Origin of the sequence: Campylobacter concisus (assembly GCF_015230015.1) — a bacterium.
GTDB classification, from domain to species: Bacteria; Campylobacterota; Campylobacteria; order Campylobacterales; family Campylobacteraceae; genus Campylobacter_A; species Campylobacter_A concisus_AF.
This window is the reverse complement of the sequence record NZ_JAAKZC010000017.1, coordinates 21,323-47,127: the sequence shown is the minus strand read 5'-3', so window position 1 is coordinate 47,127 and position 25,805 is coordinate 21,323. Positions and strand designations below refer to the sequence as shown.

The following is a 25,805-nucleotide window of genomic DNA, read 5'->3' as shown; positions in this document are numbered from 1 at the left end:
AAGTAATATTTGTGACGAAAATACTATATTTACAGAAATAAATTCGATTGGAAACATAGTATTTTTAATAAGATTGGAATTTGCAACAACACTGCCAACACCACGACCTATAGCTTCAGCAAAACTTAAAAAAGGTATTAACCCACAAAATATTAAAAGTACATATTCATATGGAGACATTATTTGAAGTCTTATTTTGAAAATCATCAAATAAACTAGTGCATACATGCATAAAAACAATATAGGATAAAGCACTATCCATCTCATACCCAATAAAGACCCTGAGTATTTTGTCTTATATCATAAACCGTTTTTGTATAAATTATCTTTCTATACTTATACATTCTAATAATATGTTCTAATACTACTTTTAAAATTTCATAAAGCATCTGATATATACTCAATTTCTTCATAACACAAGTATGGATTCATTGGAAGGCTTAAAATTTCATTGGAAACTTTCTCGGCTACTTTAAAATCGCCTTCCATATATCCCAAATACTTAAAACATTCTTGCAAATGTAGTGGCATAGGATAATGAATAGCAGTTGGAATATTTTTTGCTTTAAGTTTTTCTTGAACAATATCTCTATTTTTTACCCTAACAGAATATTGTGCCCATGCCGATGCTGCTCTATTCTCAACATATGGTAAAACAATATTTTTTTTATCTTTTAAGGCTTTTGTATAGTTTGCCGCAACCTGCTGTCTAAGCTTCAAATCTTTTTCATAATGCTCTAATTTAACAATTAAAACAGCTGCTTGAATGGTATCAAGCCTACCGCCAATACCAATATATTTGTGATGATATCGCTTTGACTGACCATGTACTCGTAAGGATCTTATTTTTTCAGCCAATATATCATTGTTTGTAAAAACAGCACCTCCATCACCATAGCATCCAAGTGGTTTTGCTGGAAAAAATGAAGTTGTAGCGATATCTCCAAGTGCCAAATCTTTAATACCATTAAATGTAGCACCAAAACTTTGTGCTCCATCAACTATAACCTTCAAACTATACTTCTTTGCAATTTCAGAAATCATATCCATATCTGCTGGTTGTCCATAAAGCGAAACTGGTACTATCGCCTTTGTTTTAGATGTTATAGCAGCCTCAATCTTACTAGCATCAATATTATAGGTTCTTTCATCAATATCAACAAAAACTGGCTTTCCACCAAGTAATGCTATCATTTCAGCTGTAGCTATAAATGTAAATGGCGTAGTTATAACTTCATCTCCATGTTTTATGTCAAGTGCCATTAAGGCAAGCAAAAGCGCATCTGTGCCATTTGCACAGCTTATTGCATGTTTTACTTTTAAATAATCCTGGAGTTTATTTTCCAAGATATTTATTTCATCACCCATGATAAAGTTACAGTTCCTTGCAACTTTTAATATTGCATTTTCAATCTCATCTTTATATAGATTATGTTGATAGGCTAAATTTGCAAAATCAATTTTCACTTTCTATCCTTATTAAATTATTGTCCTCTAGTTTATATACACTACCATCTAACTCATCAATGGCAGTACCATTATTATTAAATTTCAATGTATTTCCTGCTATGCTAACCCAGCCGATCTGCTTAGCTGGAACTCCAACCATTAAAGCATAAGGCTTTACATCTTTATTTACAACAGCACCAGCACCTATAAGTGCATATTCACCAATAGTTGTACCACAAACTATTGTAGCATTTGCTCCTATACTGCATCCTTTTTTAAGAAGAGTCTTTTTAAATTCATTTTTTCTAACAATGAATGCACGTGGATTTACAACATTCGTAAAGACCATAGAGGGACCTAAGAATACGTCATCTTCTATTTCCACGCCTTCATAAATAGAAATATTGTTCTGTACCTTCACACCATTTCCAATTTTTACTTTCGGACCTATTACACAATTTTGACCAAAAGAGCAACCTTCTCCTATTGACGAACCACTTAATATATGGGAGAAATGCCAAATTTTAGTATTTTTACCAATTGTTACATCTTTATCAATATAACAACTTTCATGACAAAAATAATCCATTATAAAACCTTTTTACAAAATTTATGATATTCACCAATTAATGGTGAAATCTCAGCATTTCTCACAAAAGAAACAAGCTCAACAGAATTTCTAGCAGCATCAAGTCCAAAACCATTGCCCTCTAAAATTTTTTCATAACTTTTTGTATGAAGATCAAAAAAACCGCCACTAAATTCAATCTCTTCATTATTTACAGTTATACTTCTATAGGTTCTTTGACCTTTAGTTTTTATATCATCTGGAATATAATCGTAATTTACACTTAAAAACCACTTAACTCTAGCATGTTCTAATTCTAAATATCCAGCATTTACATCAGGTTGTTTTATATGTACTATATTTTGTTTAACCTTACCAAATATCCAAGTAATCATATCAAAAAAATGCACACCAATATTTGTAGCAATACCACCACTTTTATTCTCATCACCTTTCCAAGACACAAAGTACCACTTACCTCTGCTTGTTAAATACGTAAGATCAATATCATACATTTTGTTTGGGTCTTGCTTTAGCTCATATTCAACACGTTCTTTCAGTGCAATAATATTATCATGCAATCTTAATTGAAGTATGTTATAAATCTTTTTACCAGTTTCTTTTTCTATTTTAGCAAGCTGATCTATATTTTTTAGATTTAATACCAATGGTTTCTCACAAATTGCATTTGCATTATTTCTTAAAGCACATCTAATATGGGCATCGTGTAAATAGTTTGGAGTAGTTACTGCAATATAATCAATTTTTTCATTTGTATCATGAAGCTTATAAAGATGTCTATCAAACCTTTCAAATTCCGTAAAAAAACTAGCATCAGGAAAAAAACTATCCATAATACCAACACTATCACTTTTATCAAGTGCACATACAAGTTTATTGTTAGTGTCCTTGATTGCCTTAAGATGTCTTGGCGCAATATATCCACCAACTCCAATCATTGCAAAATTTTTCATAAAAGAAACCTCCAAAAAGTTATTTATTTTTTAATTAATACTAGGATTTAGATATTAACTTACTTATAACTAGTTTTAATCAGTTATAAAATTTTCTTTAATTTTAAATACACTAATATTAAAAAAACATTAAATACTATAAAAATTTTTAATAATCTATATTATCGTTAATGATATTTTACCAATACTGTATTTTTCGGTTATTTATAAATATTTTTATTTAAATAAATAAAACATTCTATCTTTTAAAATGTCTTCTCTACAAGTAAATTCTTGATTTATAAATTTCTCGGTCAGTATTTTTTCTAGCTCAATATAGTCTTTAATGACACCAATCTCTTTTCTTGATCCTTGAAGCATGTGAGCTTTTGCGGGATCTTTTGGATCGCTAAAGTTAAATTTGAAATTTGCAAGGTTTTGCCAAGTGTCTATTAAAGCTCTATCTTTTTTGTCACAATATGGATTAAAAGCCATTCCGCTTTCTAAATCAATTTTTGGTATGGCAAAATTTAACTCAAGTCGACCTTTATCGACATGTTGAACCCAAAGGATATTAAATCTCTCTTTGTATTCTCCAAAAAGTAGTGTTTCAAATTCGTCTATAATCTTTTGTTTAGTACTTAAATCAATATCAGCTTCTTCAAAACTCAAACAACCAATACAAAGTTTTTGTTTTTTAGTCATATTGGATACTATCTGCCTAGTAACCGCTTCGCTACCTTTTAAAACAAATGCCGTCCCATCTTTCACTCTATGATTCAAAAGATAGTTGATACCCGCAACACTACCGCCGTTTTTGTTTTTAAAGAATTTTGCTAACATGCTTAACTTCCTGGATTTTGCTTTTGCAGCATTAAGTCGTCTAATTTTTTATTGACATCAATTATTTGTTTTAAAACAACACAATCTATGACTTTATCTATATTTACATGCTTTGCAATTTGGTTTATGTTGTTACCTATTCTTGCCACTTGAACTATCATTGCCTTATCAAATTTATGAATAGGTGGCTTAGCATTTATTAAAACGTATCTTATATAGGATGATTTATTTAGCCCAGATATTGAAGCATTTATATTCACTTGATTAAATTCATTATCATCAAGTCTTATAGTGAGTCTATTTCTCTTATTTTGCTTCATCATAAAACCTTTTGCCTTTGATTTGTTAAAAACTCAGCTATTGAAAGTAATGGAAAAACTATCCTTGAATTTTTAGCATCACCTATTTTTATATATCTAGGTAAATTCCTGCCATCTTTGATACGTAAGTCTAATGTTGAAAGCCCAATTCCAATCGCCTTGGCTGTTTGCTTCCGATCTAGAGCTTGCACAGATGGAAACTGCCTTTCTAGACTTTGTAGTACTGTATTTAAAAACTCATTACTATCGAGCATAAAAATCCTTTTTGCTTTTACTATTAATTATACTAATTGAGGTATTTTTTCATTACAGAATGAGATATTTTTAGAAATTCTTTATAAAATATAGCTCTTTAGGGTAGCTTAGAGCGAATTAGAGTAAAAATATTTTATATTTTTGCCTACAACTCTTTAAAAACAAAAAATAATATACATAAAAACACATTAGAGCAAAATAGAAAATTTTAAAATATTAAATAAATCTGAGGGGAAATAAAGGGGAAAAATGCAAAAAATAATAAAGCATAAAGCTCTTAAAATATCGTAAAAGTCGGGGTTTTAAAAGGATTTTTTAATATAAATGGCTCCGGATGCTGGGTTCGAACCAGCGACCAAGTGATTAACAGTCACCTACTCTACCGCTGAGCTAATCCGGAACACTTAAAAGAAGTCGTATTATAGTTAGCAATCATTTAAAAATAGCTTAAATAACTAAAAAATTTAGCCATTTTTCTTATAAATTATATATTTTAAACCACTCAAGCAAATTTGCCTGAGTGGTTTAAAGTTTTACCAAAACAAGATCGTTTTGTTTTAGTAGTTTTGTTCAAACAAGAGTTTGTTTAAACTCTAAAGAAAGAGTCTTTTAAAACCTCTTCTTCCTAACCTCTTCAACTATGGCTTTAGCCATCTCATCTACTTCAGATGTTACTTCATTGGCTCTATTAGCTATTACCACATTCTCTTTTGTTAGATTATCTATTTGAGCAACTGATTGATTTATCATATTTATTCCTTCACTTTGCTCTTTGATTGATTCACTCATCTCATTTATTGATTGAGCTAAGACATTTGTATTTGCTTCTATCTCACCTAGAGATTTTTGAGTACGTTCAGCTAGTTTTCTTACTTCATCAGCAACAACGGCAAATCCTCTGCCATGCTCTCCAGCTCTTGCTGCTTCTATTGCAGCATTAAGTGCTAGAAGGTTTGTTTGATCTGCTATATCTCTAATGATAGTTATGATGTTTTTGATCTCATCACTTTGTCTTATAACATCAGCTGTCTTTTGAGAGATGGCATTCATTGAGCTACTCATTTGCTCAACTGCTGCTGCACTTTCTTGTAAGCTATTTGCTTGAGTGTTTGCTGAGCTTGCTACTTTTGATACTGAGCTTGCTAGAAGTTTAGCTTTTTCTTCTAGTACTTGAGCTTGGTTTAGATTGTCATTTAGCATTTTAGATATCTCAATACCTAGTGAGTTTATACCACTTGCTATCTTGCCATTATCATCAAGTCTTTTTGTAAAGTCTTGGTTTTTATATGTGTTTAGTAGATCAAGTACATCTTTACCATTACTTGAGATTGCTTCTTTAAGAGCTACTTGAAGATCTTTAAATGTATTTTTTAGTTGATTTAGAGCTGGGTTGTTTGTATCAGCTTCTAGGCTTGCTTCATAGTTGCCATCTTTTATCTCATTTACAAAGGTGTTGGCTTTTTGGATGAAGGTGTTCTCTTTTTCTTTAGATGTTTGGATCTTTTGGATGTTTTCATTTATAAGAGAAGACATAACGCCAAATTCATCTTTAGAAACGATATTTGACTTAACTGGCTCTTTAATCTCGTAGTTTAGAAATTTAAAGAACGAAATAAGCGAATCAGATATCTTTGAGAGTGGCTTAAGCGATCTGCTAACGATAAATATAAGAAGCGCTACGATGACTACTATAAATATAACTGAAGAGATGACTTGTGAGACAAGTGTTTTGCTAAGGCTTCCGTCATAATCGCTCCAAGAGTTTGCAGAGCATACAAGCCAGTTTGCTTGATCGTAAAGCTCGCAAGCAAGAAGCCTCTCTGTGCCTCTAAGATTGTAAGTAAATGTTTTATCTCCATTTTTCTTATACTCGTTTGAGTAGTCGTCAATGATCTTCATAGCTTCGCTAGCATCAGATAAAACAAGATCCTTATGAACAAAATGAATTATTTTTTTATGCTCTAAATCAAATAAAGCTATTGCGCTACTTGGAGTTGGTTTTATCTTATTAAGCTCATTATCAAGCTTATCTATGCCCATATCCACGCCAAATACACCAACGACCTTGCCATCAACAACTATCTTTTTAGCGATAGTTAAATTTAAGCCACCAGCTGAGCTTGTGTATGGAGCTGAAAAGATAATGCCATCTTTTGCAATAGCGTCCTTGTACCAGCCTTTAACCCTCGCATCATAGTTTTTTCTCTGATCAAAAACCATAAATTTACGCTCTTTGCCATCAAGCACAGCGTTATAAACAGCACCATCAGCTGCATAGCCAAAGTAAAACTCAGAAAAATCAGTAACCTGTGCTGCGTTCATCAGCACTTTTTCCAAAGCCTCTTTGTCATCTAAAATTTGCGGATGCGCCTCGAGGTAACTAGCAAAATTTTGAACGGCTGCAAGCTTGTCTTCAAAAAATGCATTCATATAAAACTGCAAAACTTTTGAAGATGAAGTCTTAGACTCCTTTGCTAGATCATAAATCCTCTCCTTGGTATTTGTGTAATTCACCGTTGAAAACACGCCAAGCGAGACAACTAAAAGCACCACGATAATGAGTGCTATCTTGTTTGCTGCTTTTTTCATAAACAAAATCCCTTTGTGTAAATTTTATGTTTATATCGGCAAAAATTTTTTATGGTTAATAGCTATTTACAATTATTTAGGTGTGAAATTTCAAGCTAAATTTCACATAAATTTTAGTTTCTAGCATCTGCTAAAACAAGCGCAAAAAGCACATCAACGCCTGCTTTTTGAAGCGTATCTCTAGCTTCTAGTATCGTTGTGCCAGTGGTTACGATGTCATCAACTAAGATAACTGGCGCAGTGATCTTTTTTAAAATTTTAAAATTTCTTGGATTGTTTTGCCTAAATTTAATATCCTTGCCGCTGTAGCTGACACTGCTTGTCGCATGCAAGGCGTGAAAGATGGGTTTAAGGTTTTTAGCACGAAGTTCATTTGCCAAAATAGCCGTGTGCGAGTAGCCATGATGCACTCTATCATCTATCGGCAGGGCATAAATTTGCTCTGGGAAGCTAAAGCTTTTAGCAAATTTCTTAAATGCAAATCTGGCTAAATTTTTATAGATAAAAAGTCCGTGCATTTGGTGCTTTGAGTGGATGAGCTCTTTGATCTCAGAGTAGGCGTAGAAGCTATAAATTTTAAAGCCCTCTAGCTCTCTTACTACAGGGCTTGGCTCGCTTAAAATTTGCGAGCAGGTTTTACAAAATGTCTTTAGCGTAAAGCTCTTGCAAAACGCACAAAACATTAGCTATTTAAGATAGCAAGTGCTGTGCGCTTAACGGCGTCGTTGATGATATCTGTTAAAAATGGCTTAAACGCCCCGCCTGTGCGGATAAACTCAAATTTAGTCTCGTTGTTTGAGATATTTTTGATGATGCTTTGATCGCCTTTTTGTATCTTAAGCGTGATCTTTATCTTGCCCTTTGTATTGTCGCTGCCATATCCGCTCATATTTGCTTCAAATTCGTTTATGAAAACTTCGACCACAACGCCGCCCATACCATTTACATTTGCGCCACGTGCCATGAGCTCTTTTTTGAGCGCGTCACCAAAGTACGCTGAAAGGTCGTTTTGAAGCACGATATACTCTTCAACACTACCCTTGCTATCGGTAATTGTTGCTATAACGCTTTTATTTTTGCGGTTATCATGCACTGCGCTCACATAGACCTCAAAGCCACTATTTTGCTGGCTCGCAGCAGCCTTGTATGGGTCAAATGCGACTACACTCTGACTTGGCGCGCAACCTGTCAAAAACAGGACAAAAAGCCCAAAAATAGTTAGAAATTTAAATTTATTCATCGTTTTTCCTTTTAAAGTTTACTTATCTCGTCAGCCACTTTTATCGCAGCTTGCTTGACAAGAAGCGCGATAAAGAAGTCAAACTGACCACTTTTTGACGCCTCAAGCTCCTCCACATGGTGTCTAGTCGAGATAGGAATTCGTTTTTTGAAATTTATATCTGAAAGCACAAGCTCGCCGTATAGATGTCCGTTTAAAATTTCTGAGCTTCTTGAGTAAGTGCCTCTAAGCTCGTCAAATCTAAAATCAAGCCTATATGTATAAGGAGATGTTTGCGTATCTACGACCACGATGCCACGCGAATTTAGCTCACGTTTTAAAAACATATAAAAGAGCACTTCTAGGCGTGGGTTTGAGTTAAAGACCACACCGCTACCATCTTCTCTTGTATAATAAATCGAGCTTGCGCTGCTTCTGGCATCCACAATCCTATGAAAATAGACCTTTTTTAGACCAACATTTATGTCGATCATATTTTTTTCTAAGCAGCAGTTTATCGCCACGTCGCTTCTATACTTGACGCCGTTTATAAAGACGCCATCGCCCCTGCCCTTGCAAGCGCTGCAGTCAGCTGGGATCCTCATAACCTCTTCAAAATAGGTCTTATCTTCGCTACTTATGCTTGCACTTTGCACGCCGTCTATACCCTCACACGATAGACAAAGGCTAGCTTTTGCTACACAGCCAGTTAGAAAGATAGCTGCAAAAACTGCTAATAATGTCGCTCTTAGCATTTCACTTCCTTTTGCTCTTTTTGTTTTTTACGGAGATTTTTTACACTCTCGCCTGCGATGCCGTAGTTGTTCGTATCGATCTCATCGATAATAACAACGGTATTTTGAGCGCTTCTACCTAAAATTTCGCTTATTAGCTTTGTAACTCCACTTATCATCTTCTCTTTTTGCTCCACACTTGGGCTATCACCCTCTTTTGTCACGCAAATTTTCACAAATGGCATAGCACTCCTTTTTGTAAATTTAGCATTTAATTTTAATCAAATTCATCAACCAAAACAATCCACAAGCAGACCTACCGCCAGATCTATATAAGGCGAGATATTTTGTGATGATTTTGAAAGCTGTGACGTGAAATTTTGGTGCAGATAGAACAGATAGTTCATCAAGCCAAAATTTCACTAACTCTTTCAAAAGGGCACAAAAGATAAGCCGTCAGTCTATTTTTAGGACCGATAAAAACGCCTCCTGCGGCAAATTCACCTTTCCTATCGCCTTCATCCGCTTCTTACCCTCTTTTTGCTTTTCTAGCAACTTTCTCTTACGAGTGATGTCGCCGCCATAGCACTTGGCTGTGACGTTTTTACCCATTGATTTTACCGTTTCACGAGCTATTATTTTATTGCCGATGCTAGCTTGTATCGCCACCTCAAAGAGCTGACGCGGCACGATCTCTTTCATCGCCTTTACAAAGTCCCTACCCTTTGTCTGCGCCTTGCTCTCAGGCACGATGATAGAGAGCGCATCGACCGTCTCGCCAGCCACTTTGACATCAAGCTTTACTAGATCGCCCACTCGGTAATCGCTTGGTTCATAATCAAAGCTCGCGTAGCCTTTGGTGCTTGATTTTAGCTTGTCATAAAAGTCCATCACGATCTCATTCATCGGTATGTCATACTCGAGTAAAACGCGGTCAGTCGTGATGTAGTCCATCTTTGTTTGTATGCCACGGCGGTTGTTTAAAAGCGTAATGATGTTGCCCAAAAACTCGCTTGGCGTGATGATCGTCGCTTTTACGTATGGCTCAAGGATAGAGTCTATTTTATTTACAGGCGGTAGCTGGCTTGGGTTTTGAATTTTTAAATTTACCCCGTCAGTTTGCCGCACTTCGTAAGTCACGGTCGGCGCTGTGGCGATGAGATCTAGATCAAATTCACGCTCTAGCCTCTCTTTAACGACCTCCATGTGTAGTAGTCCCAAAAAGCCAACCCTAAAGCCAAATCCAAGCGCGACCGAGGTCTCTGGCTCGTAGCTAATGGAGCTGTCGTTTAGCTTTAGCTTATCAAGCGCGTCACGCAGATCTTCAAATTTATCAGTTTCGATCGGATAAAGTCCCGCAAATACAAAAGGCTTAGCCCTCTCAAAGCCTCCAACTGGCTCTTTTAGCGGATTTCCTGACTGCGTTATCGTATCTCCAACTTGCACGTCGCTAACGTTTTTTAGTCCAAGCACGACTATACCGACCTCGCCAGCTGCGATACTTTTTGTCTTTATCGGTGCGATCGGATTTGGGTACATGAGATCAAGCACGATATGCTTTTTGCCTGTTCCCATGACTAAAATTTCGTCATTTTTAGATATTGCGCCGTCGTATACACGCACAAGAGCAAGCGCGCCAAGGTAGTTGTCAAACCAGCTATCGTAGATTAGCGCCTTTGTAGGCTTGCTTGCATCGCCATTTGGTGCAGGGATCCTCGTGATGATCGCTTCAAGTAGCTCTTTTATTCCAACGCCTGTTTTTGCGCTCACTTCGATCGCTCCTGAGCAGTCAAGGCCGATGATGTGCTCGATCTCGTCTTTTACCCTAGCAGGATCAGCCGCTGGTAGGTCGATCTTGTTGATGACTGGGATGATCTCTAGGTTGTTTTCAAGTGCGATATAGACGTTTGCGATGGTTTGTGCCTCCACGCCCTGACTGGCATCCACGACAAGTAGCGCGCCCTCGCAACTAGCCAAAGAGCGGCTCACCTCGTAGCTAAAATCAACGTGTCCTGGGGTGTCTATCAAATTTAGAACAAAATTTTGCCCATTTAGTGCATAGTTTAGGCGGACAGACTGAGCTTTGATCGTGATACCACGCTCTTTTTCTATATCCATCGTGTCCATGATCTGCGAGCTCATCTCACGGTCGCTAACAGCGCCACACTCTTGAATGAGACGGTCAGCAAGCGTGCTTTTGCCGTGGTCGATGTGAGCGATGATGCTAAAATTTCTAATGTTTTTCATGAAATCCCTAGTTAAATTTTAGGCGATTTTATAAAAAAAATCGTTAAAGTTGAGTAAAAATGAGTTTTGCTAGGTCAGTAAGGTTTAAATTTAAAGCTCAAATTTAGCTCTTAAAATTTTACGCAGATCAAAGAGCACAACACAAAGCGAATATAAAAAATAGATACAAACTACAAGTGGCAAAAAACCTAAAAATGCCGAGGCATAGACTAAAACACTAAGCCCATAAGTCGCATTTGCCAGCGCTGGCACGTGATAAGTCCAAAGCTCTGGTTGTTCAAAAGGGGTGTCTATGGCATTAAAATATAGAGCAAAATTTAATGCCAACAACAAAATAAATATATAATCCTTTTTCATACAAAATAGAGCGCAGATCAAGGCTACTACGAAATTTACCGCGATAAGAGAAACTATGACACTGCCCATAAAAGTGCAAAGCAAACCCATAGCCACGACTACCAGATATTCATTTTTTATGCGCAACATTAAATTTAAGCCTTTTGTGTCGAATTTTAGTGATGATGCCCAAAGTGCTCGTCTTTATGCTCGCTTTTTAGCTCGCAGATGAGATCGTCTTTGTGCCCAAGGCTCTCGCTCTCAAACTGAAGCGTGACGTGACCGATACCTGCGTGAGAAAGCTCGTGCTCGATGCGCTTTATCATCTTTGAAATTTCAGCCACGCTTAGCGCGTCATCCACCACCACGTGGGCTATTAGCGCATTTGTACCGGCATTTATCGCCCAGATATGCAGGTCATGCACGATTTTAACGCCATCTACGCCCTTTATAATGCCTAAAATTTCATCCATATCAAGCTTAAGCGGCACGGCTTCGATTAGGATATTAAAGCTATCTTTTAGCAAGCTGGCGCCACTTTTTATGATGAGTAGCGATACAAAGATACTTGCGATGCTATCGGCCTGCGTGAAGTCAAATTTCATCACAAGAAGCGCCGCGACGATCGCTCCAACCGAGCCAAGCGTGTCGCCAAGCACGTGCAGATAAGCCCCTTTCATATTTAAATTTTCTTTTGTATCAGCACTTTTGTGCATGTAAATAGCCACGACTAAATTTACCACAAGCCCCAAAATACTAACAAAAAGCATCGTTTTAGCCTCTATCTCTGGCTCGTTAAAAAGCCTAATGATCGCTTCAACTATGACAAAGATAGCAAGCGCGATAAGAGCGATAGCATTTATGAAAGCAGCGACGATCTCGACCCTTTTGTAGCCAAAGGTCTTTTGTAAATTTGCCCTTTTTTCTGCGATCTTAAAAGCAACCAACGACAAAAATAGCGCAGCAGCGTCAGAGAGCATGTGAAATGCGTCGCTAATTAGCGCAAGTGAGTTTGAAAAAAAGCCAAAAACGGCCTCAACTATCATAAATGTAAAAATTAGAAAAAATGAATTTCTAAGAACGCTCTTATTGTGCATCATTGTCCTTCTTTTGGGCGTCGATCCTTTTGCCTATGTCTTTTAAATTTGAAAACTCCTCGATGAGCTTTGGCGAGTCGTCAAGGCTAATGACGAAATTCCAGATATAAGTCATCACGGAGTAGATGTGGCCGGCGTTTGTTGGTTGCGAGCTTAGTACCATTATCGCCACCAAAAAGAGTACCGAAGCGCTAATGCCGATGATAAAATAGCTCACCGCTTCCCTGTTTGAGATCGCTATGCGAAATTTAGAAACGACGCCATAGTGCCTATCTAGCGTGCTTTTGCTAAAAGCGCCTATCACTTTTGCCTCTTTTTCTAGGCGGTTGTTTAAGCGAAGATAAAGGTCGTCATTTTTCTTAACATATCTTGGCAAAAATATAAGAAAAAAGACCATCACTCCAAAGCACGCCACAGCGACCTTTGGCTCGACAAAGATGAGCATAAATGCTGAGCCGATGATCGAAATAACAGAGTTAAAAAACATCGGAAAGTGCGTCTCAAAGAAATTTACAAACTCACGTGAGAGCGCTACTCTAGCGATGATAGCGGAGTCGTCTTTGGCATTTTGTTTTTCATTCATGATGACATTTACAGCAAGCTTTGCGTAGATATTTGCAAAAACTTGCGTATCCACGCGGCGCCTAATGGCTCCTACAAGCCACGCTATGAGCACAAAAAGTGCGTAAATGAGGGCATTTAGCGTGTTGCCTTGTATGATTGCGTTGATCGCAAAGCCTGCAAATATCGGATAAGCTAGAAAAAGTCCGTTCTCTGCTAGCACAAAGGCAAAGGTCAAAATGAGCTTTTTGTTATGCTCGGTCGCTATGCCTTTTAGCGTTTTAAAGGCGTTATTTTGCAAATTTACTCCTAAAAATTTTGCGAATTTTAGCTCAAATTTATAAATTTTGAAAAATTTTTGTTGTAACTCTTGACATTACAACAAAAAAACATTATACTTCGCTCATCGGTTGTAAATAAAAAGATTACAACACAAAAAACAAGGAGAACAAAATGAAAAATTATCAGGTTGCAAAGATCACAAACGAGCCAAGAGTTGAGCTAAAAGAGGCTTTAAATTTAACTGGCTGTGAGGTATCTATAAACGAACTTCCAGCAAACGCGAGCGTGCCATTTGTCCATGCGCATAAGCAAAACGAGGAGCTTTACATCATCATTGAGGGCGATGGCGAGCTTTTCATCGACGGCGAAGTGATAAAAGTAAGCAAAGGCGACGCGGTGCGCATAGATCCAGAGGGTAAGAGGTGCTTTAGGGCTGGCAAAAACGGCATCAAAATGATCTGTATCCAGACAAAACGCGGTAGCCTAGAGCAATACACAATGAGCGACGGCGTGATAGTTGATGACATAAAGCCAAGCTGGCTCTAAATTTAAAAAGAAATTTAAAGGAAAAACATGAAAATAGCAATCATAGGTGCAAACGGCAAAAGCGGTGCAAATTTAGTAAATGAGGCACTAAAACAAGGTTACGACGTCACAGCGATCGTTAGAAACAAAGAGTATAAAAACGAAAGCGTAAAGGTCGTTTATAAAGATATTTTCGAGCTTACAAAGGCTGATCTAGCAGGCTTTGACACCGTTATCAGCGCATTTGCAGCATGGAGCGAAGAGACTTTCCCGCTTCACAAAAAAGTGGCTGCTCACCTAGTAAATTTACTAGAAGGCACTAGCACAAGGCTCATCGTAGTTGGCGGCGCTGGCACGTTATTTGTTGATAGCAAAGGCACTATGCTCATGGACACCCCAGACTTCCCAGTAGCATATATGGGCGTGGCAAAGGCTACGGCAGAGTCTTATTTTGTGCTAAAAGGTAGCGCAAATGTGCTTTGGACGTATGTAAGTCCAGCAGGTGACTACGACGAAAACGGCGCTCGCACCGGCAAATATGTGCTTGGCGGGGACGATCTCATACTAAACTCAAAAAATGAGAGCTACATAAGCTACGCAGACCTTGCGCTTGCGATCATAGACGAGCTAAAAAACAAGAAATTTATCCAAAAACGCTTCACTGCAGTCGGCGAGAGAGCGTGAGCTTAGTTTTAGCAGGCAAATTTAAACTTACGCCTGCTAAACTTAGGGGTTTAAATATGAAATTTAAGGGAGCTTATGCAAGTTGGCATTAAATTTTCAACTGCGATACACGCGCTTTTGTGTGCTAATTTTTTTGAAAATGAGAAGGTTACAAGCGAATTTATAGCTAGCAGCATAAACACAAACCCAGTTATCGTTAGGCGCCTACTTGGCACTCTAAAGGCTGCAGGGCTCGTAAATGTCGCAGCTGGAGTTGGTGGAGTGAGCCTTGCAAAAGAGCCAAAAGATATAAATTTACTTGAAATTTTTAACGCAGTAAATGATAAAGAAAAACTTTTTAAAATTCACTCTGATTCACCAAAAGCCTGCCCGCTTGGTGGCAGGATAGAGGAGCTTTTAGGCGGGCACTTTTTAAGAGCGCAAACTGCGCTAGAAAACGAGCTAAAAAACGTTACTTTGCAAGACTTGCTAGACGAACTTGCGAGATAAATTTAGGCTAGAAATTTGATCCTTTCTAGCCTAAATAAATTTACAATCTACTCCTGCATCATGGTCCATTTTTGTGCGATCCTAACGGCATTTGTCGCAGCTCCCACGCGGATCTGGTCGGCACTGCGCCTTTTGATTAGAGCTTAAATTTTAGTAGCTAGCGTATAGAAATTTAGCGGTGAGGTTTCATTGCGATTTGTATTTATTTGACTTCAAATTTAGGCTTGTTACAAGCAGGATTTTAAGTCTTTTGGGCTGTAAATTTAATACAAAAGATAAATATCAATCAGCCAAAACAGATAAATTTAGCAGGCTAACGCTTTAGCCTGCAATGATTACTAAAACAAGCTATTTACGCTTTCGTTGTGATAAACACGGCGTATCACTTCGCCAAATAGTGAAGCTGTGCTTAGCACTTTTATACAAGGGAGTTCTTCTTTTAACGGGATCGTATCAGTCACCACCAGCTCGTCTAAAAAGCCAAGTTTTAGTCTATCATAAGCTGGTCCGCTAAGCACTGGGTGCGTGCAAAACGCCATTACGCTAGTTGCGCCACGCTCTTTGAAAATTTCAGCTGCTTTTACGATGGTGCCAGCAGTATCGATCATATCATCGACCAAGATCACATCTTTGCCTTTCACATCGCCGATCACGTTCATCACTTCGCTCTCATTTGCTTTCTCGCGGCGTTTATCAACGATGACCATATCTAGCAAATTTAGATTTTTCGCCAAGGCTCTAGCACGAGCCACGCCGCCTACATCTGGGCTTGCGACGACTGGGTTTGGTAAATTTTTAGCTTTTACGTAGTCGTTAAAAACAATGCTACCATAAAGGTTATCTACCGGAATGTCAAAAAAACCTTGAATTTGCCCTGCGTGAAGGTCCATAGTAACGACTCTGTCGATGCCTGCTGTTTGCATCATATTTGCCACTAGTTTTGCAGTGATAGGCACTCTAGGAGCTGCTTTTCTGTCTTGTCTAGCGTAGCCAAAGTATGGCACTATCGCTGTTATAGAGCTTGCGCTACTACGTTTTAAAGCGTCAGTTAAGATAAGAAGCTCCATTAAATTTATATTTGCTGGGGCGCATGTTGGCTGGATGACAAAGACATCTTTTCCACGCACGCTTTCGCCGATTTGCACGCTGATCTCACCATCGCTAAATCTTTTTATGCTAGCTTCACTGAGCGGAAGCGACAAATATTGCGAAATTTTCTTCGAAAGCTCGATATTTGCGGTGCCTGAGAAAATTTTATAGCCTCTCATAATAGTAACCTTTTTTAGTGATTTTTATGTTGGGATTTTATCAAAATGAGCTTTAAATTTAAATTTATTTACCAACTAATTTTAGCCAAATTTTATACTCCAAAAGGCAAAATTTACACCAAATTTTTAAACCATTTTATATTTATAAATTTATGAGGACTAAGATAACAAACATGTTTAAGATATGTAGAATTTACGACTTTATTAAAAGCGACGACGAGAGTTTTAAAGGTGTCTTTATCGATAGACTATATCCTAGAGGCGTGAAAAAAGAGATCTTTTCTAGCTTCATCTGGCTAAAATCAGTCACTCCATCAAACGAGCTAAGGTCATGGTTTCATGAGGATAAGGAGGCTAGGTTTGATGAATTTTGCAAAAGATTTAGGCAAGAGCTAAATGGCAAAGAGGAGCAAGAGGGGCTAAAAGAGCTTAAAAAGCTAGAAAAAGAGTATAAAAACGTGGCGCTTCTAACTGCTGTCAAAGAGCCAGAATTTAGCCACGTTAAGGTGATAAAAGAGGCGCTTAGCTCTTTATAAAACCGCTTGCGATGACGCGCTCCCCGTCATACATCACGCAAAGCTGACCTTGCGCTACGCCAAGTGCGTTTTGATTTAGCGTTAGCTTTGCGGTTTTGCTAGCTTTATCAACCTCTACAAAAGCCTCAAGTTTAGGGCTTCTATACCTTATCTTTGTTTCGCACTCAAATTTATATTCATCTATAAATAAATTTACATTTTCAAGCTCGACCACCTTTTGAGCAAGGTCATCCTTTGTGCCGACAACGATCTCATTTTTATCAGCGTTTATCTTGATGACAAAGTGTGGCTCATGAGCGCCAAAAACCTCAAAACCACGGCGTTTGCCGATAGTGTAGTGCATGTAGCCTTGATGGCGGCCGATGATATTGCCATCTTTATCGACCACGTTGCCTGGTAAATTTGTGTTGTAGTGCTTGTTTAAAACCTCGATATAGGTATTTTCCACAAAGCAAATTTCACTGCTTTCTGCCTGAGTAGCGAACTCTTCAAGCACTTTTACGCCTCTTGCTAGCTCTTTGATATCTTTTTTAAATTTATCCCCAAGCGGGAAAATGACATCTTTTAGCACCTCTTTTGGTACCTGAGCTAAAAAGTAGCTTTGATCCTTGCTAGGATCTTTGGCGCAGGTTATAAAACCATCAACCACCTGCACGTAATGCCCAGTAGCAAGCTTCTCGCAGCCATTTGCCTTTGCAAAGTCAAGTAGCGCACCAAGCTTTATAAATTTATTACACAAGGCGCAAGGATTGGGCGTCTTGCCCTCTTTATAAAGCCTGACAAATGGATCATAGACATATTCGTTAAATTTATCCTGCAGGTCAAGGATATGCACCTTGATGCCAAGATATTCGCCCACTTTTTTGACTTTTCTGATGTTTTCTTCGTGGTATCCTGGCTTTTGATGAAGCATCATGTAGCAGCCTTGCACCTCATGTCCAGCCTCTTGCAGAAATTTAGCCGTCATCGTGCTATCTACGCCGCCGCTCATTGCAACCATTATTTTCATATTTTTACCTTTTTTAAATTTAAAGGCGATATTTTATATCTTATTTTTAAATAGCCAAAATTTCACTTACGATAAGCTCTATATCATCGGTGATTTTATATAAATTTAGATCTTCTTCGTTTATCGTTTTTTGAGGGATCAGCGTCTTTCGTATAAACTCATCAAGCCCCTGCCAAAACTCGCATCCGTAAAGAAAAATTTTCACTTTTTTGCTACCAACGTGAGCTAGGACTAAAATTTCAAATAGCTCATCAAGCGTGCCAAAGCCGCCAGGAAAGACGACAAATGCGATAGAGCTATCAGTTAGAGCAAATTTTCTTGGACTTAAATTTGAAAAGAGGTATTTTGCAGTGACGTATGGATTTGTTTGTTGTTCAAACGGCAGCCTCACGTTTAGTGCGACGCTAGGGGATTTTGCGCTATCAAATGCACCCTTGTTTGCCGCTCTCATTATGCCATCTCCTCCGCCAGTTAAGATGGCAAAACCTAGCTCATTTAGCTTGTAAGCTAGCTCGTATGCCTTTTTGCAGTAGAAATTTTCTTCATCAAATCTAGCCGAGCCAAAGAAGGTTACATTTTTGTTTTTATACTTTAAAACACTTGGAAATTTTAAGAGATCATTTACTAATTCATTCATTATTTTAACTGCTGAAGCCTCTCGCGTTTTGAGCCTATCTGAGTGATCTGGATGCCAAAGTTGCCGTCTATTATGACAACTTCGCCAAGGGCTATCACCTTATCTCCTATCAAAATTTCAAGCGGGTCGTTTGCGAGTTGATTTAGCTCGATGACTGAGCCTATGTCCATAGTGAGCACATCTTTTAAGAGCATCCTTTTTGAGCCGATACGAACACGCATTGGTAGTCTAACGTCCATGATAAGGCCGATGTTTCTCATCTCCTCTGCGCTAAATTCGCCCTTTAGTGCATGGGGAGCGGCTGCAGCTTTTGCAGCATCTGCTGGCTCACTTTTAGCAGGCTCGAAAAATCTCATAAGCGTATGATCGCAGACAAAAGCCACATGCTCATTTAGATCCTCGATCTTTATGTTAAACAAAAAAAGCTTTTCAAAAACGCTAAAATCAAGTGATGAGTTTTCATCTAAGAAATTTACATTTATCACCTCAAAGCTGATCTTTGGCATACCCTTTTGCGCTCCAAGAGAGGTGCTAAAGGCGCTAAAGAGGTTTGAAAATATCTCTTTTGCGGCGTCAAGCTCGTCGCTACCGAGGTTTTCATTGCGTGAGATTTCCTCCTCGCCCATCATCCACTCACTAACCGCGCTTATAAGCACCGGCGTGCAGGCGATCTCTGCTTTTGCATTGATGTCACCACTTAATGTCACACTAGCCATGACAACTGGCGGTTTTATGCCATTTTGCGCTGGTGCGTCAAATTCATTTCTCTCGCCGATCTCTGGCGCTCTGCCCGTCAGCCCTTCGATAGTCGCTTTTAGCTCATTTGAAAAGATGTTAAAAAATTCATTCGTCATTATCTTCGCTCTCTTCTTCGTTGTTGTGTTCGTTGGCCTCGTCGTATGCCATTAGTTTTGCTTTTCGCTCTTCTTCGTATTTTTCTAGGATGTGCTTGATCTCGTCTTTGTCAGAGCGGATTAGCTGTTCGATCTTGATAGACTTTCTAAATCTATGAAGCCCAACTTCAGCCAAGAATACCTCTTTTTTATCGATACAAACGATCGCTTTGTCGTCAGCACCTCTATCAAGCCTTAAGATATCGCCCTCTTTTAAATTTAAAAACTCATTTACACTAACGATAGACTTTCCTAATATCGCCTCATAAAGCACCTCAGCACGGCCTATTAGCGTTTTTAGCTCTTTGTTTCTACTCTTTTTAGCACTCGTTTCGCCAAGCATGATGTCTCTATTAGCAAGGCGCGATAGGATCGGCTCTAGGTAGATGACTGGATAGCATAAATTTATCATACCGCTTGAGCCACCAACGATGATCTCCATAACGACCATGATAACGATCTCGTTTTGTGAGACGATCTGCACGACGTTTGGACTGCTCTCTTTTGCCTCAACGTTTGGATACATATCAGTTATCATAGACCAGCTCTCTTTTAAGCGCTGCATGATCATCCTAAGCACCGCATCGAGCAAATTTACCTCGATGTCAGTTAGCTCTCTGTTTGCCTCGAAATTTTCGCCAGTTCCGCCAAGCAAGCGGTCTATCATAGGAAATGCTATGCTTGGGTTTATCTCTAAAATGCAGTTTCCATCAAGTGGCTTTATAGAAAAGACGTTAAAGCTCGTTGGACTTGGCAAACTCATCAAAAACTCGCCGTATGTCATCTGATCGACGCTGTGAAGCCTAAGTTCGACGATACTTCTCATGACACTTGAAATTTGACTAGCTAGGTTTCTAGCAAGCTTGTCGTGGATACCTTTTATCGCACGGAGCTGCTCTTTACTGACGCGGTTTGGACGCTTGAAGTCATATATGATGATCTGCTTTTGCTCGCCTTGTGGGCTCTCTTCTATCTCGATATTGCTCGTATCGCCGTCTTCATCGACGACTTCAAGTAGCGCATCTATCTCTTCTTGACTTAAAATATCAGCCATTAAACCCCCAAGCTGCGTCTGATGCGATCAAGCAAACGTTTATGAATTTGCGAAATTCTACTCTCGCTGATATTCATTATCTCGCTGATCTCTTTTAAATTTAGCTCTTCGTAGTAGTAGAGCTGAACGATCATCTGATCACGCTCATCAAAGTCTTTTAGCGCACTTTCGATCTTTAAGATAAGATCCTCTTTTTCTACGCTTTTTTCAACATCACTTTGACCGATTAGCTCCATTTGCTCGTCTATTGGTAAAATGGTGATGATACCACTAACACCCCTTGCCTCTCTTACCTTTTCGATATCTTCATTTAGTTTTTCAGCCAAGTACTCGTCGCTTGGCTCTTCTTCGTGTGTGTTAAAGTAGTTATCTATCTCGGTATTTATGCTCTTTACTAGCTTTCTGTCGCTTCTACTAACAACATCAAGCGCTCTAAGATAGTCAAGCATCGAGCCATAAATTCTCTTTTTACCATATCCCCAAAATGAGTCGTTTTGCTCTTTGTCATACTTCCTGCTAAGCTTTATCATCTCCTCAACGCCAACGCTTATAAGATCATTTACGTCGATGCTTGAAGGCAAGCGCTCCTTTAGTCTAAACGCCATTGCACGCAAAGCTGGCATGTATTTTAAGACGATCTCGTCTTGCTCTTTTTTAATGGTGCTTTTATAAGCGTTAAGCTGCTTTTGCTTTAGTTCGTACATTTTGCTTACCAGAGTCTAAATTTTCGGTGGTTACTTTTAGCATTATGTTTTCCATCCGTTTTTCCCTAACGTTTAGCTCAGAGATGAGATAGTCTGCGATCTCCTCATGTCTTTGCTTGTCAAAAAATTTCTTCAAAGTCCTTTTTACATCGACGTAGTTCATTATCACGATGTGAATTATAAGGTAGAAAAATAAGGTAATAACTAGCGTATAAACGAGCATTTCGATAGGCTCACTCACCTTTAGCAAGGTAAAAACTATGCCTATGAAAAATCCACAAACCGTAAAAAATGCTATAAAATTTTCTGCACGCAAAGCTCAATCTCCATTAAAATTGTTCTATCAAACGCTTAAAGAAGCCCCCAAAGCTCCTACTTTGCTCATCTTTAAGCACTTTTCGTTCCAACCTATAAAGCAAATTTGAAGCTATCTGCTTTATCTGCACGCTAGCAGAGCCGTAAGCTTCGTCATCCGTAAAGAGCGTCCTTTGCTTTATGCTCCTTGCCACACTCTTATCAGAAGCGACGTAGCCAATTAGCTCTAAATTCAAGTTTGGTCCGATATTTGCATTTGCCACTCGCTTTACATTTTCATAAATTCTAGTCGCTTCCGCCTCGTTTTTTACCATATTTAAAAGCAAAAGCTCGTTATTTTTAAACCTTGAGACGATCTTTATGACCGCATACGCATCGGTTATCGCCGCAGGGTCAGGCACAGTCACCACGACAACCTCATCGGCTGCTTCTAAAAAGAGCTGCGTACTGCCGCCTATGCCAGCTCCAGTGTCGATGATCAAAAAGTCAAGCTCATCAAGCTCGCTCGCCTCATCTAAAAATCTCTCAAATAAAAATTGATTATTAAATTTCAAAATTTCATCGCCACTCTCGCCAGGGATGAGGATGAGATTTTTATTTATAGGTATCAAGATATCTTTTAGACTGCACTCACCTTTTAGCACGTGAAGCAGGTTTTTGCCCATTTTAACATTTAAAATAACATCAAGGTTTGCAAGGCCGATATCAGCGTCAAAAAGCCCTACTTTATAGCCATTTTGCGATAAGACGTTTGCCAAATTTGCACTTATCGTGCTCTTGCCAACGCCACCTTTGCCGCTTGTAATCGCTATAAAATGCGTATTTTTAGCCTTATTTTGAGACTGGACTAAATTTTGTAGTTTTTGCGCTTGGTTATTCATCGCTAGCCTTTTGCTTTGTAAAGCCGTCAAACACGCACTCTACTAAAAATTCGCTCTTTGCCTCCACAAGATCGTCAGGCACCTCTTGACCCACGCTAAAGTAGCTAACTGGCGTGTTTGTCTCATATATGAGCGAAAAGACATTGCCAAAAATTTTAGTCTCGTCAAATTTAGTAATGATCAGCGTGTCGATCTCCAAAAATGAAAATCCATTGTAAATTTCTATTAGGTCTTCAACCTTTGAGCCAGCTGAGAGGACTAAATTTACATCGATCTTTGCGCCGCTATGCTTTAAAAATTTATCAAGTCTTTCAAGTTTTTCTTTGTCATACTGCGAATTTCCAGTGGTGTCGATAAGTATCACGTCGCAGTAGCTAAGCTGTTTTATGGCGTTTTGAAAGTCCTCGACCTCGATGACGTCAAGGATCGGTAACTTCATCATCTTAGCGTATTGAAATAGCTGCTCGACCGCTCCGATACGGTAAGTATCAAGCGTGATGATGCCCGTTTTATAGCGCTTTTCGTTGCCGTAAGCAAAACGAGCCGCAAGCTTTGCAAGAGTCGTCGTCTTGCCAACTCCAGTTGGGCCAACTAGCATCATTATGCGCTGTTTTTTATCGCCGAGCTCTTTTCTGCATGGCAGCATATTTCGCAAAAGTGAGTAGAAGTACCTTTTTACCGCGGTTGGGTTGCTTTTCATAGAGACTGGCAAATTTTCAAGCGTCGTTTGCATGATCGCCTCTAAATGCTCCTCCTTCATACCGCTTTGTTTTGCGAGTTTGTAGATGCTAGCAAACTCTGGTGGGATCGAGAGATTGTTGCGATTTGGGGCTTTTTCGTCCCAGATCATATCAGTTATCAGCCCTATTTTTTCGCTTAGCACGCTTACTTGCTTTGCCACGTCGTCTATTTTTTTATTCATGCCATTTGTATTTGGCTCTTTGATCTCGTTCATATCGACATTTGCGATCGCGCTTATCTCTTTTGCGACGTCTGAGATATTTAAAAGCACGCTCTCATTTGGATCGTAAGGCTCAGGCGACGTCGTCTTTGCCTCAAATTTAGCAGGCTCCTCTTTTATCTCAAATTTTGGCTTTGGCGGCTCGTAGTTTTTGCTAAATTTAGAGTAGGCATTTTCATAGTTTATGGCTTTTGCATTTGGCTTTGGCGGTTGCTTTACCTCGTCCTCTTCGACGCTTACTAAAATTTCATAAAGCGGCTTTTTGTTTATCGTTTTGGCTTGAATTTGCTTTGTGGTAACGAGTATGGCCTTCTCGCCGCACGCTTCTTGAGCCTTTTTCAAAGCCTCGATGGTGCTTTCGCCTGTAAAAGTATGAAATTTTGTAGCCATTTATATCCTTTAACCTCTCATAAGCCCTAGTGGCACGATCACGCTAAGCCTCTTGCTAGCCCCTGGGTGCGGGACGATAAGGCGCGGCGTCTTATAGACTTTTTTACTAAAATACAAAATATCCAGATCAAGCGTGCGTGGCGCATTTTTAAACGTCCTCACGCGCTTAAATTTACTCTCATAATGCCCCAAAATTTTTAGCAAATTTCTAGGAGCCAGTGATGTTTGTAAATTTATAACAGCGTTACTAAAATCAGCCTGCTCTTCGTAGCCAAACGCCGCATTTATCAGGATCGGCGAGACTTCGACCACGTGAAATCTACTATCACTTGTAATCGCTCTTATAAATTTATCAAACCTCTTTGCGCTATCGCCGATGTTGCCACCCATGCCAACTAGCGCCTCATACTTAAACTCTTCTCTTTTTTCAAAAAAACTAGGGCAAAAACGGCTTTTTACGATCTTTCTTGCTCCAGCTAGCCTCATAAAATTTCGCACCCACCTTCTCTTGCGACCACCACGTCTTCGATCCTGACACCAAATTCATTTTCTAGATAAATTCCAGGCTCCACGCTAAAGACCATGCCCTCTTTTATGAGCGTTTCGCTCCTTGCTGAGATGACCGGAAGCTCGTGTATATCGACACCTACGCCATGTCCTGTCGAGTGAAAAAAGGCCTTTTCATATCCAGCCTTTGCTATGACACTTCTTGCTGCAAGGTCTATCTCGCACGCCCTAACGCCAACTCTTGCGACCTTTATCGCAGCAGCCTGAGCCTCTTTTACGATCTCGTAAATTTCTTGCATCTTGGCGTTTTTAAATTTTTGCTCCTTTGAAAAGTTAAAATTTTCATCAAAGCAAGCAGTTCTGGTGCGATCAGAGCAGTAACGCTTAAATTTAACCCCAGCGTCAAGTAGCAGCAAATCGCCCTTTTTTAAAATTTTATCCCCAGGTAGCGCATGCGCCTTTGCGGCATTTTCATTTATCGCCACGATCGGATCAAAACTAAGACCTAACTCGTTTTTTTGTCTAAAAATGAGCGAAGCGTTAAAATGAAGCTCTTTTTCGCTCATCCCTTCGCCATTTTCACGGACAAATTTAGCAAATTCATCAAAGCATTTTGCTCCAAATTCGCTAGCCTTTTTTAAAATTTTTATCTCATCTTCGCTTTTGCAAATTCTCTTTAGCCTAGAGAAATTTGCCTTTGGTTTGAAATTTATCCTAAAACCCTTGCTAAGCGCATTATACTCGCTGATACTTAGCTCATCAGGGTTAAAAACGAGGTTTTTTGGCTTCATCTTTCTTAAAAAAGCCCGCACCTCGTTTATTAAATTTCTCTGCGCTAAAAGAACGACCACGCCAGCATTTACGCAGCTTTTTGCCTCGAAATAATACCTCGCATCTGTGAAAAAGTATTTCACACCATCAAGGCATAGCAAAAATTCATTGTCGCAGCTGTAGCCGCACTCGTAATATACGGCGTTTTCGTCCTTTAAGATGAAATTCATTGTGCGTTTTGATTTGCTCTTACTGCTTTTATCTGCTCAAAAATTTGAAGCATGCCTATCATCGCCAAATGATAGCCAACTGGTCCAAAGCCCACGATCTGGCCTGCTGCAACTGGCGCGATAAGGCTTTTGTGGCGGAACTCTTCTCTTCTATAAACGTTGCTGATATGCACCTCGATAACTGGCAGCGCAACCGCACTTAGCGCGTCACGGATAGCGATAGAGGTGTGAGTGTAAGCGGCTGGATTTATGATGATGCCGTCAGCATCGCCCAAGCACTCTTGGATCTTATCGACTAGCTCGCCCTCAAGGTTGCTTTGAAAAAACTCGATCTCTACGTCATTTTGATCGGCAACGATCTTCATTTGAGAGTGGATATCCTCCATCTTCATAACACCGTAAATTCCTGGTTCTCTAGCGCCAAGCATGTTGATATTTGGGCCTTGGATAACCATTATTTTTAGCTTCTTATCCATGTCACTCCTTTTTGATTAAATA

Annotated in this window: 32 protein-coding genes, 1 tRNA gene and 1 pseudogene; 5 read left to right on the top strand and 29 right to left on the bottom strand. The window is 39.0% G+C overall.

The genetic code is table 11. From position 1 onward, the window contains the following. Positions 1-187, top strand: a 187-nt coding sequence (locus tag G6W42_RS10390) for a hypothetical protein (protein ID WP_206759041.1), incomplete at its 5' end; no start/stop codon positions are given. A 191-nt stretch (positions 188-378) separates the two neighbouring features. Here the strand turns inward: G6W42_RS10390 and G6W42_RS08780 are convergent. The 17 genes and pseudogenes from G6W42_RS08780 to G6W42_RS08705 form a co-directional block, all read right to left on the bottom strand. Continuing rightward, positions 379-1,467, bottom strand: coding sequence for an aminotransferase class I/II-fold pyridoxal phosphate-dependent enzyme (locus G6W42_RS08780; RefSeq protein ID WP_194173713.1), 1,089 nt, complete (start codon positions 1,465-1,467; stop codon positions 379-381). After that, entirely contained in the window at positions 1,457-2,038 is a 582-nt protein-coding gene (locus G6W42_RS08775; RefSeq protein WP_194173712.1) for an acyltransferase, read from the bottom strand. Before G6W42_RS08775 ends, G6W42_RS08780 begins: the two co-directional genes overlap by 11 nt. After that, on the bottom strand, positions 2,038-2,991 hold the full coding sequence (locus G6W42_RS08770) for a Gfo/Idh/MocA family oxidoreductase (protein ID WP_194173711.1): 954 nt from the start codon (positions 2,989-2,991) through the stop codon (positions 2,038-2,040). The genes G6W42_RS08775 and G6W42_RS08770 overlap by 1 nt, the downstream gene beginning before the upstream one ends. A 216-nt stretch (positions 2,992-3,207) precedes the next feature. Beyond that, the gene (locus G6W42_RS08765; protein WP_194173710.1) at positions 3,208-3,813 is read right to left on the bottom strand and encodes a relaxase/mobilization nuclease domain-containing protein; all 606 of its coding nucleotides are present in this window, start codon (positions 3,811-3,813) and stop codon (positions 3,208-3,210) included. Between the two features lie 2 nt (positions 3,814-3,815). Then, positions 3,816-4,133: a plasmid mobilization protein gene (locus tag G6W42_RS08760; RefSeq protein ID WP_194173709.1), complete on the bottom strand. Its 318-nt coding sequence runs from the start codon at positions 4,131-4,133 to the stop codon at positions 3,816-3,818. After that, complete coding sequence (locus tag G6W42_RS08755; RefSeq protein WP_035145040.1) at positions 4,133-4,387, bottom strand: helix-turn-helix transcriptional regulator; 255 nt, start codon at positions 4,385-4,387, stop codon at positions 4,133-4,135. Before G6W42_RS08755 ends, G6W42_RS08760 begins: the two co-directional genes overlap by 1 nt. 326 nt (positions 4,388-4,713) lie before the next feature. Beyond that, positions 4,714-4,788, bottom strand: a tRNA-Asn gene (locus tag G6W42_RS08750). 209 nt (positions 4,789-4,997) lie between these two features. Further along, positions 4,998-5,588: a methyl-accepting chemotaxis protein gene (locus G6W42_RS10875; protein ID WP_430640620.1), complete on the bottom strand. Its 591-nt coding sequence runs from the start codon at positions 5,586-5,588 to the stop codon at positions 4,998-5,000. Positions 5,589-6,173: 585 nt separating this feature from the next. Further along, positions 6,174-6,818: pseudogene (locus G6W42_RS10870) on the bottom strand (cache domain-containing protein); the annotation flags it as partial. 272 nt (positions 6,819-7,090) lie between these two features. Further along, positions 7,091-7,660: a ComF family protein gene (locus G6W42_RS08740; protein ID WP_194173707.1), complete on the bottom strand. Its 570-nt coding sequence runs from the start codon at positions 7,658-7,660 to the stop codon at positions 7,091-7,093. After that, complete coding sequence (locus G6W42_RS08735) at positions 7,660-8,217, bottom strand: YajG family lipoprotein (RefSeq protein ID WP_194173706.1); 558 nt, start codon at positions 8,215-8,217, stop codon at positions 7,660-7,662. Before G6W42_RS08735 ends, G6W42_RS08740 begins: the two co-directional genes overlap by 1 nt. A gap of 11 nt (positions 8,218-8,228) precedes the next feature. After that, positions 8,229-8,951: a hypothetical protein gene (locus tag G6W42_RS08730; protein WP_194173705.1), complete on the bottom strand. Its 723-nt coding sequence runs from the start codon at positions 8,949-8,951 to the stop codon at positions 8,229-8,231. Continuing rightward, positions 8,945-9,175 carry a 2-hydroxymuconate tautomerase family protein gene (locus G6W42_RS08725; protein WP_009294206.1) on the bottom strand — a complete coding sequence of 77 codons (231 nt, stop codon included), beginning with the start codon at positions 9,173-9,175 and terminating at the stop codon, positions 8,945-8,947. Before G6W42_RS08725 ends, G6W42_RS08730 begins: the two co-directional genes overlap by 7 nt. Positions 9,176-9,386: 211 nt before the next feature. After that, entirely contained in the window at positions 9,387-11,177 is a 1,791-nt protein-coding gene (lepA, locus tag G6W42_RS08720; protein ID WP_194173704.1) for a translation elongation factor 4, read from the bottom strand. Positions 11,178-11,267: 90 nt separating this feature from the next. Then, complete coding sequence (locus tag G6W42_RS08715; protein WP_194173703.1) at positions 11,268-11,663, bottom strand: transporter; 396 nt, start codon at positions 11,661-11,663, stop codon at positions 11,268-11,270. A 26-nt stretch (positions 11,664-11,689) separates the two neighbouring features. Further along, on the bottom strand, positions 11,690-12,610 hold the full coding sequence (locus G6W42_RS08710; RefSeq protein ID WP_194173702.1) for a cation diffusion facilitator family transporter: 921 nt from the start codon (positions 12,608-12,610) through the stop codon (positions 11,690-11,692). Further along, positions 12,600-13,472, bottom strand: a complete 873-nt coding sequence (locus G6W42_RS08705; RefSeq protein ID WP_194173701.1) for an ABC transporter six-transmembrane domain-containing protein — start codon at positions 13,470-13,472, stop codon at positions 12,600-12,602. The genes G6W42_RS08710 and G6W42_RS08705 overlap by 11 nt, the downstream gene beginning before the upstream one ends. 152 nt (positions 13,473-13,624) lie before the next feature. Here G6W42_RS08705 and G6W42_RS08700 point away from each other — a divergent pair, with 152 nt between their 5' ends. The 3 genes from G6W42_RS08700 to G6W42_RS08690 all read left to right on the top strand — a co-directional run bounded on the left by G6W42_RS08700 (position 13,625) and on the right by G6W42_RS08690 (position 15,151). Then, the gene (locus G6W42_RS08700; RefSeq protein ID WP_194173700.1) at positions 13,625-13,999 is read left to right on the top strand and encodes a cupin domain-containing protein; all 375 of its coding nucleotides are present in this window, start codon (positions 13,625-13,627) and stop codon (positions 13,997-13,999) included. A gap of 27 nt (positions 14,000-14,026) precedes the next feature. Beyond that, positions 14,027-14,662, top strand: coding sequence for an SDR family oxidoreductase (locus tag G6W42_RS08695; RefSeq protein WP_194173699.1), 636 nt, complete (start codon positions 14,027-14,029; stop codon positions 14,660-14,662). Positions 14,663-14,737: 75 nt separating this feature from the next. Further along, on the top strand, positions 14,738-15,151 hold the full coding sequence (locus G6W42_RS08690) for an Rrf2 family transcriptional regulator (RefSeq protein WP_194173698.1): 414 nt from the start codon (positions 14,738-14,740) through the stop codon (positions 15,149-15,151). 338 nt (positions 15,152-15,489) lie between these two features. On the opposite strand, the gene G6W42_RS08685 is transcribed toward G6W42_RS08690, so the two are convergent. Continuing rightward, positions 15,490-16,419 carry a ribose-phosphate pyrophosphokinase gene (locus G6W42_RS08685; RefSeq protein ID WP_021084389.1) on the bottom strand — a complete coding sequence of 310 codons (930 nt, stop codon included), beginning with the start codon at positions 16,417-16,419 and terminating at the stop codon, positions 15,490-15,492. Positions 16,420-16,592: 173 nt separating this feature from the next. Here G6W42_RS08685 and G6W42_RS08680 point away from each other — a divergent pair, with 173 nt between their 5' ends. Continuing rightward, positions 16,593-16,955 (top strand): DUF488 domain-containing protein, encoded by a 363-nt coding sequence (locus tag G6W42_RS08680; protein ID WP_009294214.1) that lies wholly within the window; start codon positions 16,593-16,595, stop codon positions 16,953-16,955. Here G6W42_RS08680 and mnmA read toward each other — a convergent pair. From mnmA to aroQ, 11 genes are read right to left on the bottom strand one after another with little or no spacing between them, the layout of a single operon-like run. After that, positions 16,942-17,994 (bottom strand): tRNA 2-thiouridine(34) synthase MnmA, encoded by a 1,053-nt coding sequence (mnmA, locus tag G6W42_RS08675; RefSeq protein WP_346010470.1) that lies wholly within the window; start codon positions 17,992-17,994, stop codon positions 16,942-16,944. The genes G6W42_RS08680 and mnmA overlap by 14 nt on opposite strands. A gap of 16 nt (positions 17,995-18,010) precedes the next feature. Further along, on the bottom strand, positions 18,011-18,601 hold the full coding sequence (locus G6W42_RS08670; protein WP_087583760.1) for a TIGR00730 family Rossman fold protein: 591 nt from the start codon (positions 18,599-18,601) through the stop codon (positions 18,011-18,013). Then, positions 18,601-19,455, bottom strand: coding sequence for a flagellar motor switch protein FliY (gene fliY / locus G6W42_RS08665; RefSeq protein WP_194173696.1), 855 nt, complete (start codon positions 19,453-19,455; stop codon positions 18,601-18,603). The genes G6W42_RS08670 and fliY overlap by 1 nt, the downstream gene beginning before the upstream one ends. After that, a complete protein-coding gene (gene fliM / locus G6W42_RS08660; RefSeq protein WP_012140115.1) occupies positions 19,445-20,548 on the bottom strand; it encodes a flagellar motor switch protein FliM in 1,104 nt (367 codons plus the stop codon). Before fliM ends, fliY begins: the two co-directional genes overlap by 11 nt. Further along, positions 20,548-21,252, bottom strand: a complete 705-nt coding sequence (locus tag G6W42_RS08655; protein WP_194173695.1) for an RNA polymerase sigma factor FliA — start codon at positions 21,250-21,252, stop codon at positions 20,548-20,550. The genes fliM and G6W42_RS08655 overlap by 1 nt, the downstream gene beginning before the upstream one ends. Then, complete coding sequence (locus G6W42_RS08650) at positions 21,224-21,568, bottom strand: hypothetical protein (protein ID WP_012140116.1); 345 nt, start codon at positions 21,566-21,568, stop codon at positions 21,224-21,226. The genes G6W42_RS08655 and G6W42_RS08650 overlap by 29 nt, the downstream gene beginning before the upstream one ends. A 13-nt stretch (positions 21,569-21,581) precedes the next feature. Further along, entirely contained in the window at positions 21,582-22,448 is an 867-nt protein-coding gene (locus G6W42_RS08645) for a P-loop NTPase (protein ID WP_107946069.1), read from the bottom strand. After that, positions 22,441-23,799 carry a flagellar biosynthesis protein FlhF gene (gene flhF, locus G6W42_RS08640; RefSeq protein WP_194173694.1) on the bottom strand — a complete coding sequence of 453 codons (1,359 nt, stop codon included), beginning with the start codon at positions 23,797-23,799 and terminating at the stop codon, positions 22,441-22,443. Before flhF ends, G6W42_RS08645 begins: the two co-directional genes overlap by 8 nt. A 9-nt stretch (positions 23,800-23,808) precedes the next feature. Continuing rightward, positions 23,809-24,285: a 2-amino-4-hydroxy-6-hydroxymethyldihydropteridine diphosphokinase gene (gene folK, locus G6W42_RS08635; protein ID WP_194173693.1), complete on the bottom strand. Its 477-nt coding sequence runs from the start codon at positions 24,283-24,285 to the stop codon at positions 23,809-23,811. Continuing rightward, positions 24,282-25,307, bottom strand: a complete 1,026-nt coding sequence (locus tag G6W42_RS08630; protein WP_194173692.1) for a M24 family metallopeptidase — start codon at positions 25,305-25,307, stop codon at positions 24,282-24,284. Before G6W42_RS08630 ends, folK begins: the two co-directional genes overlap by 4 nt. After that, positions 25,304-25,783 (bottom strand): type II 3-dehydroquinate dehydratase, encoded by a 480-nt coding sequence (gene aroQ, locus G6W42_RS08625; protein WP_009294223.1) that lies wholly within the window; start codon positions 25,781-25,783, stop codon positions 25,304-25,306. The genes G6W42_RS08630 and aroQ overlap by 4 nt, the downstream gene beginning before the upstream one ends. Positions 25,784-25,805 lie beyond the last annotated feature (22 nt).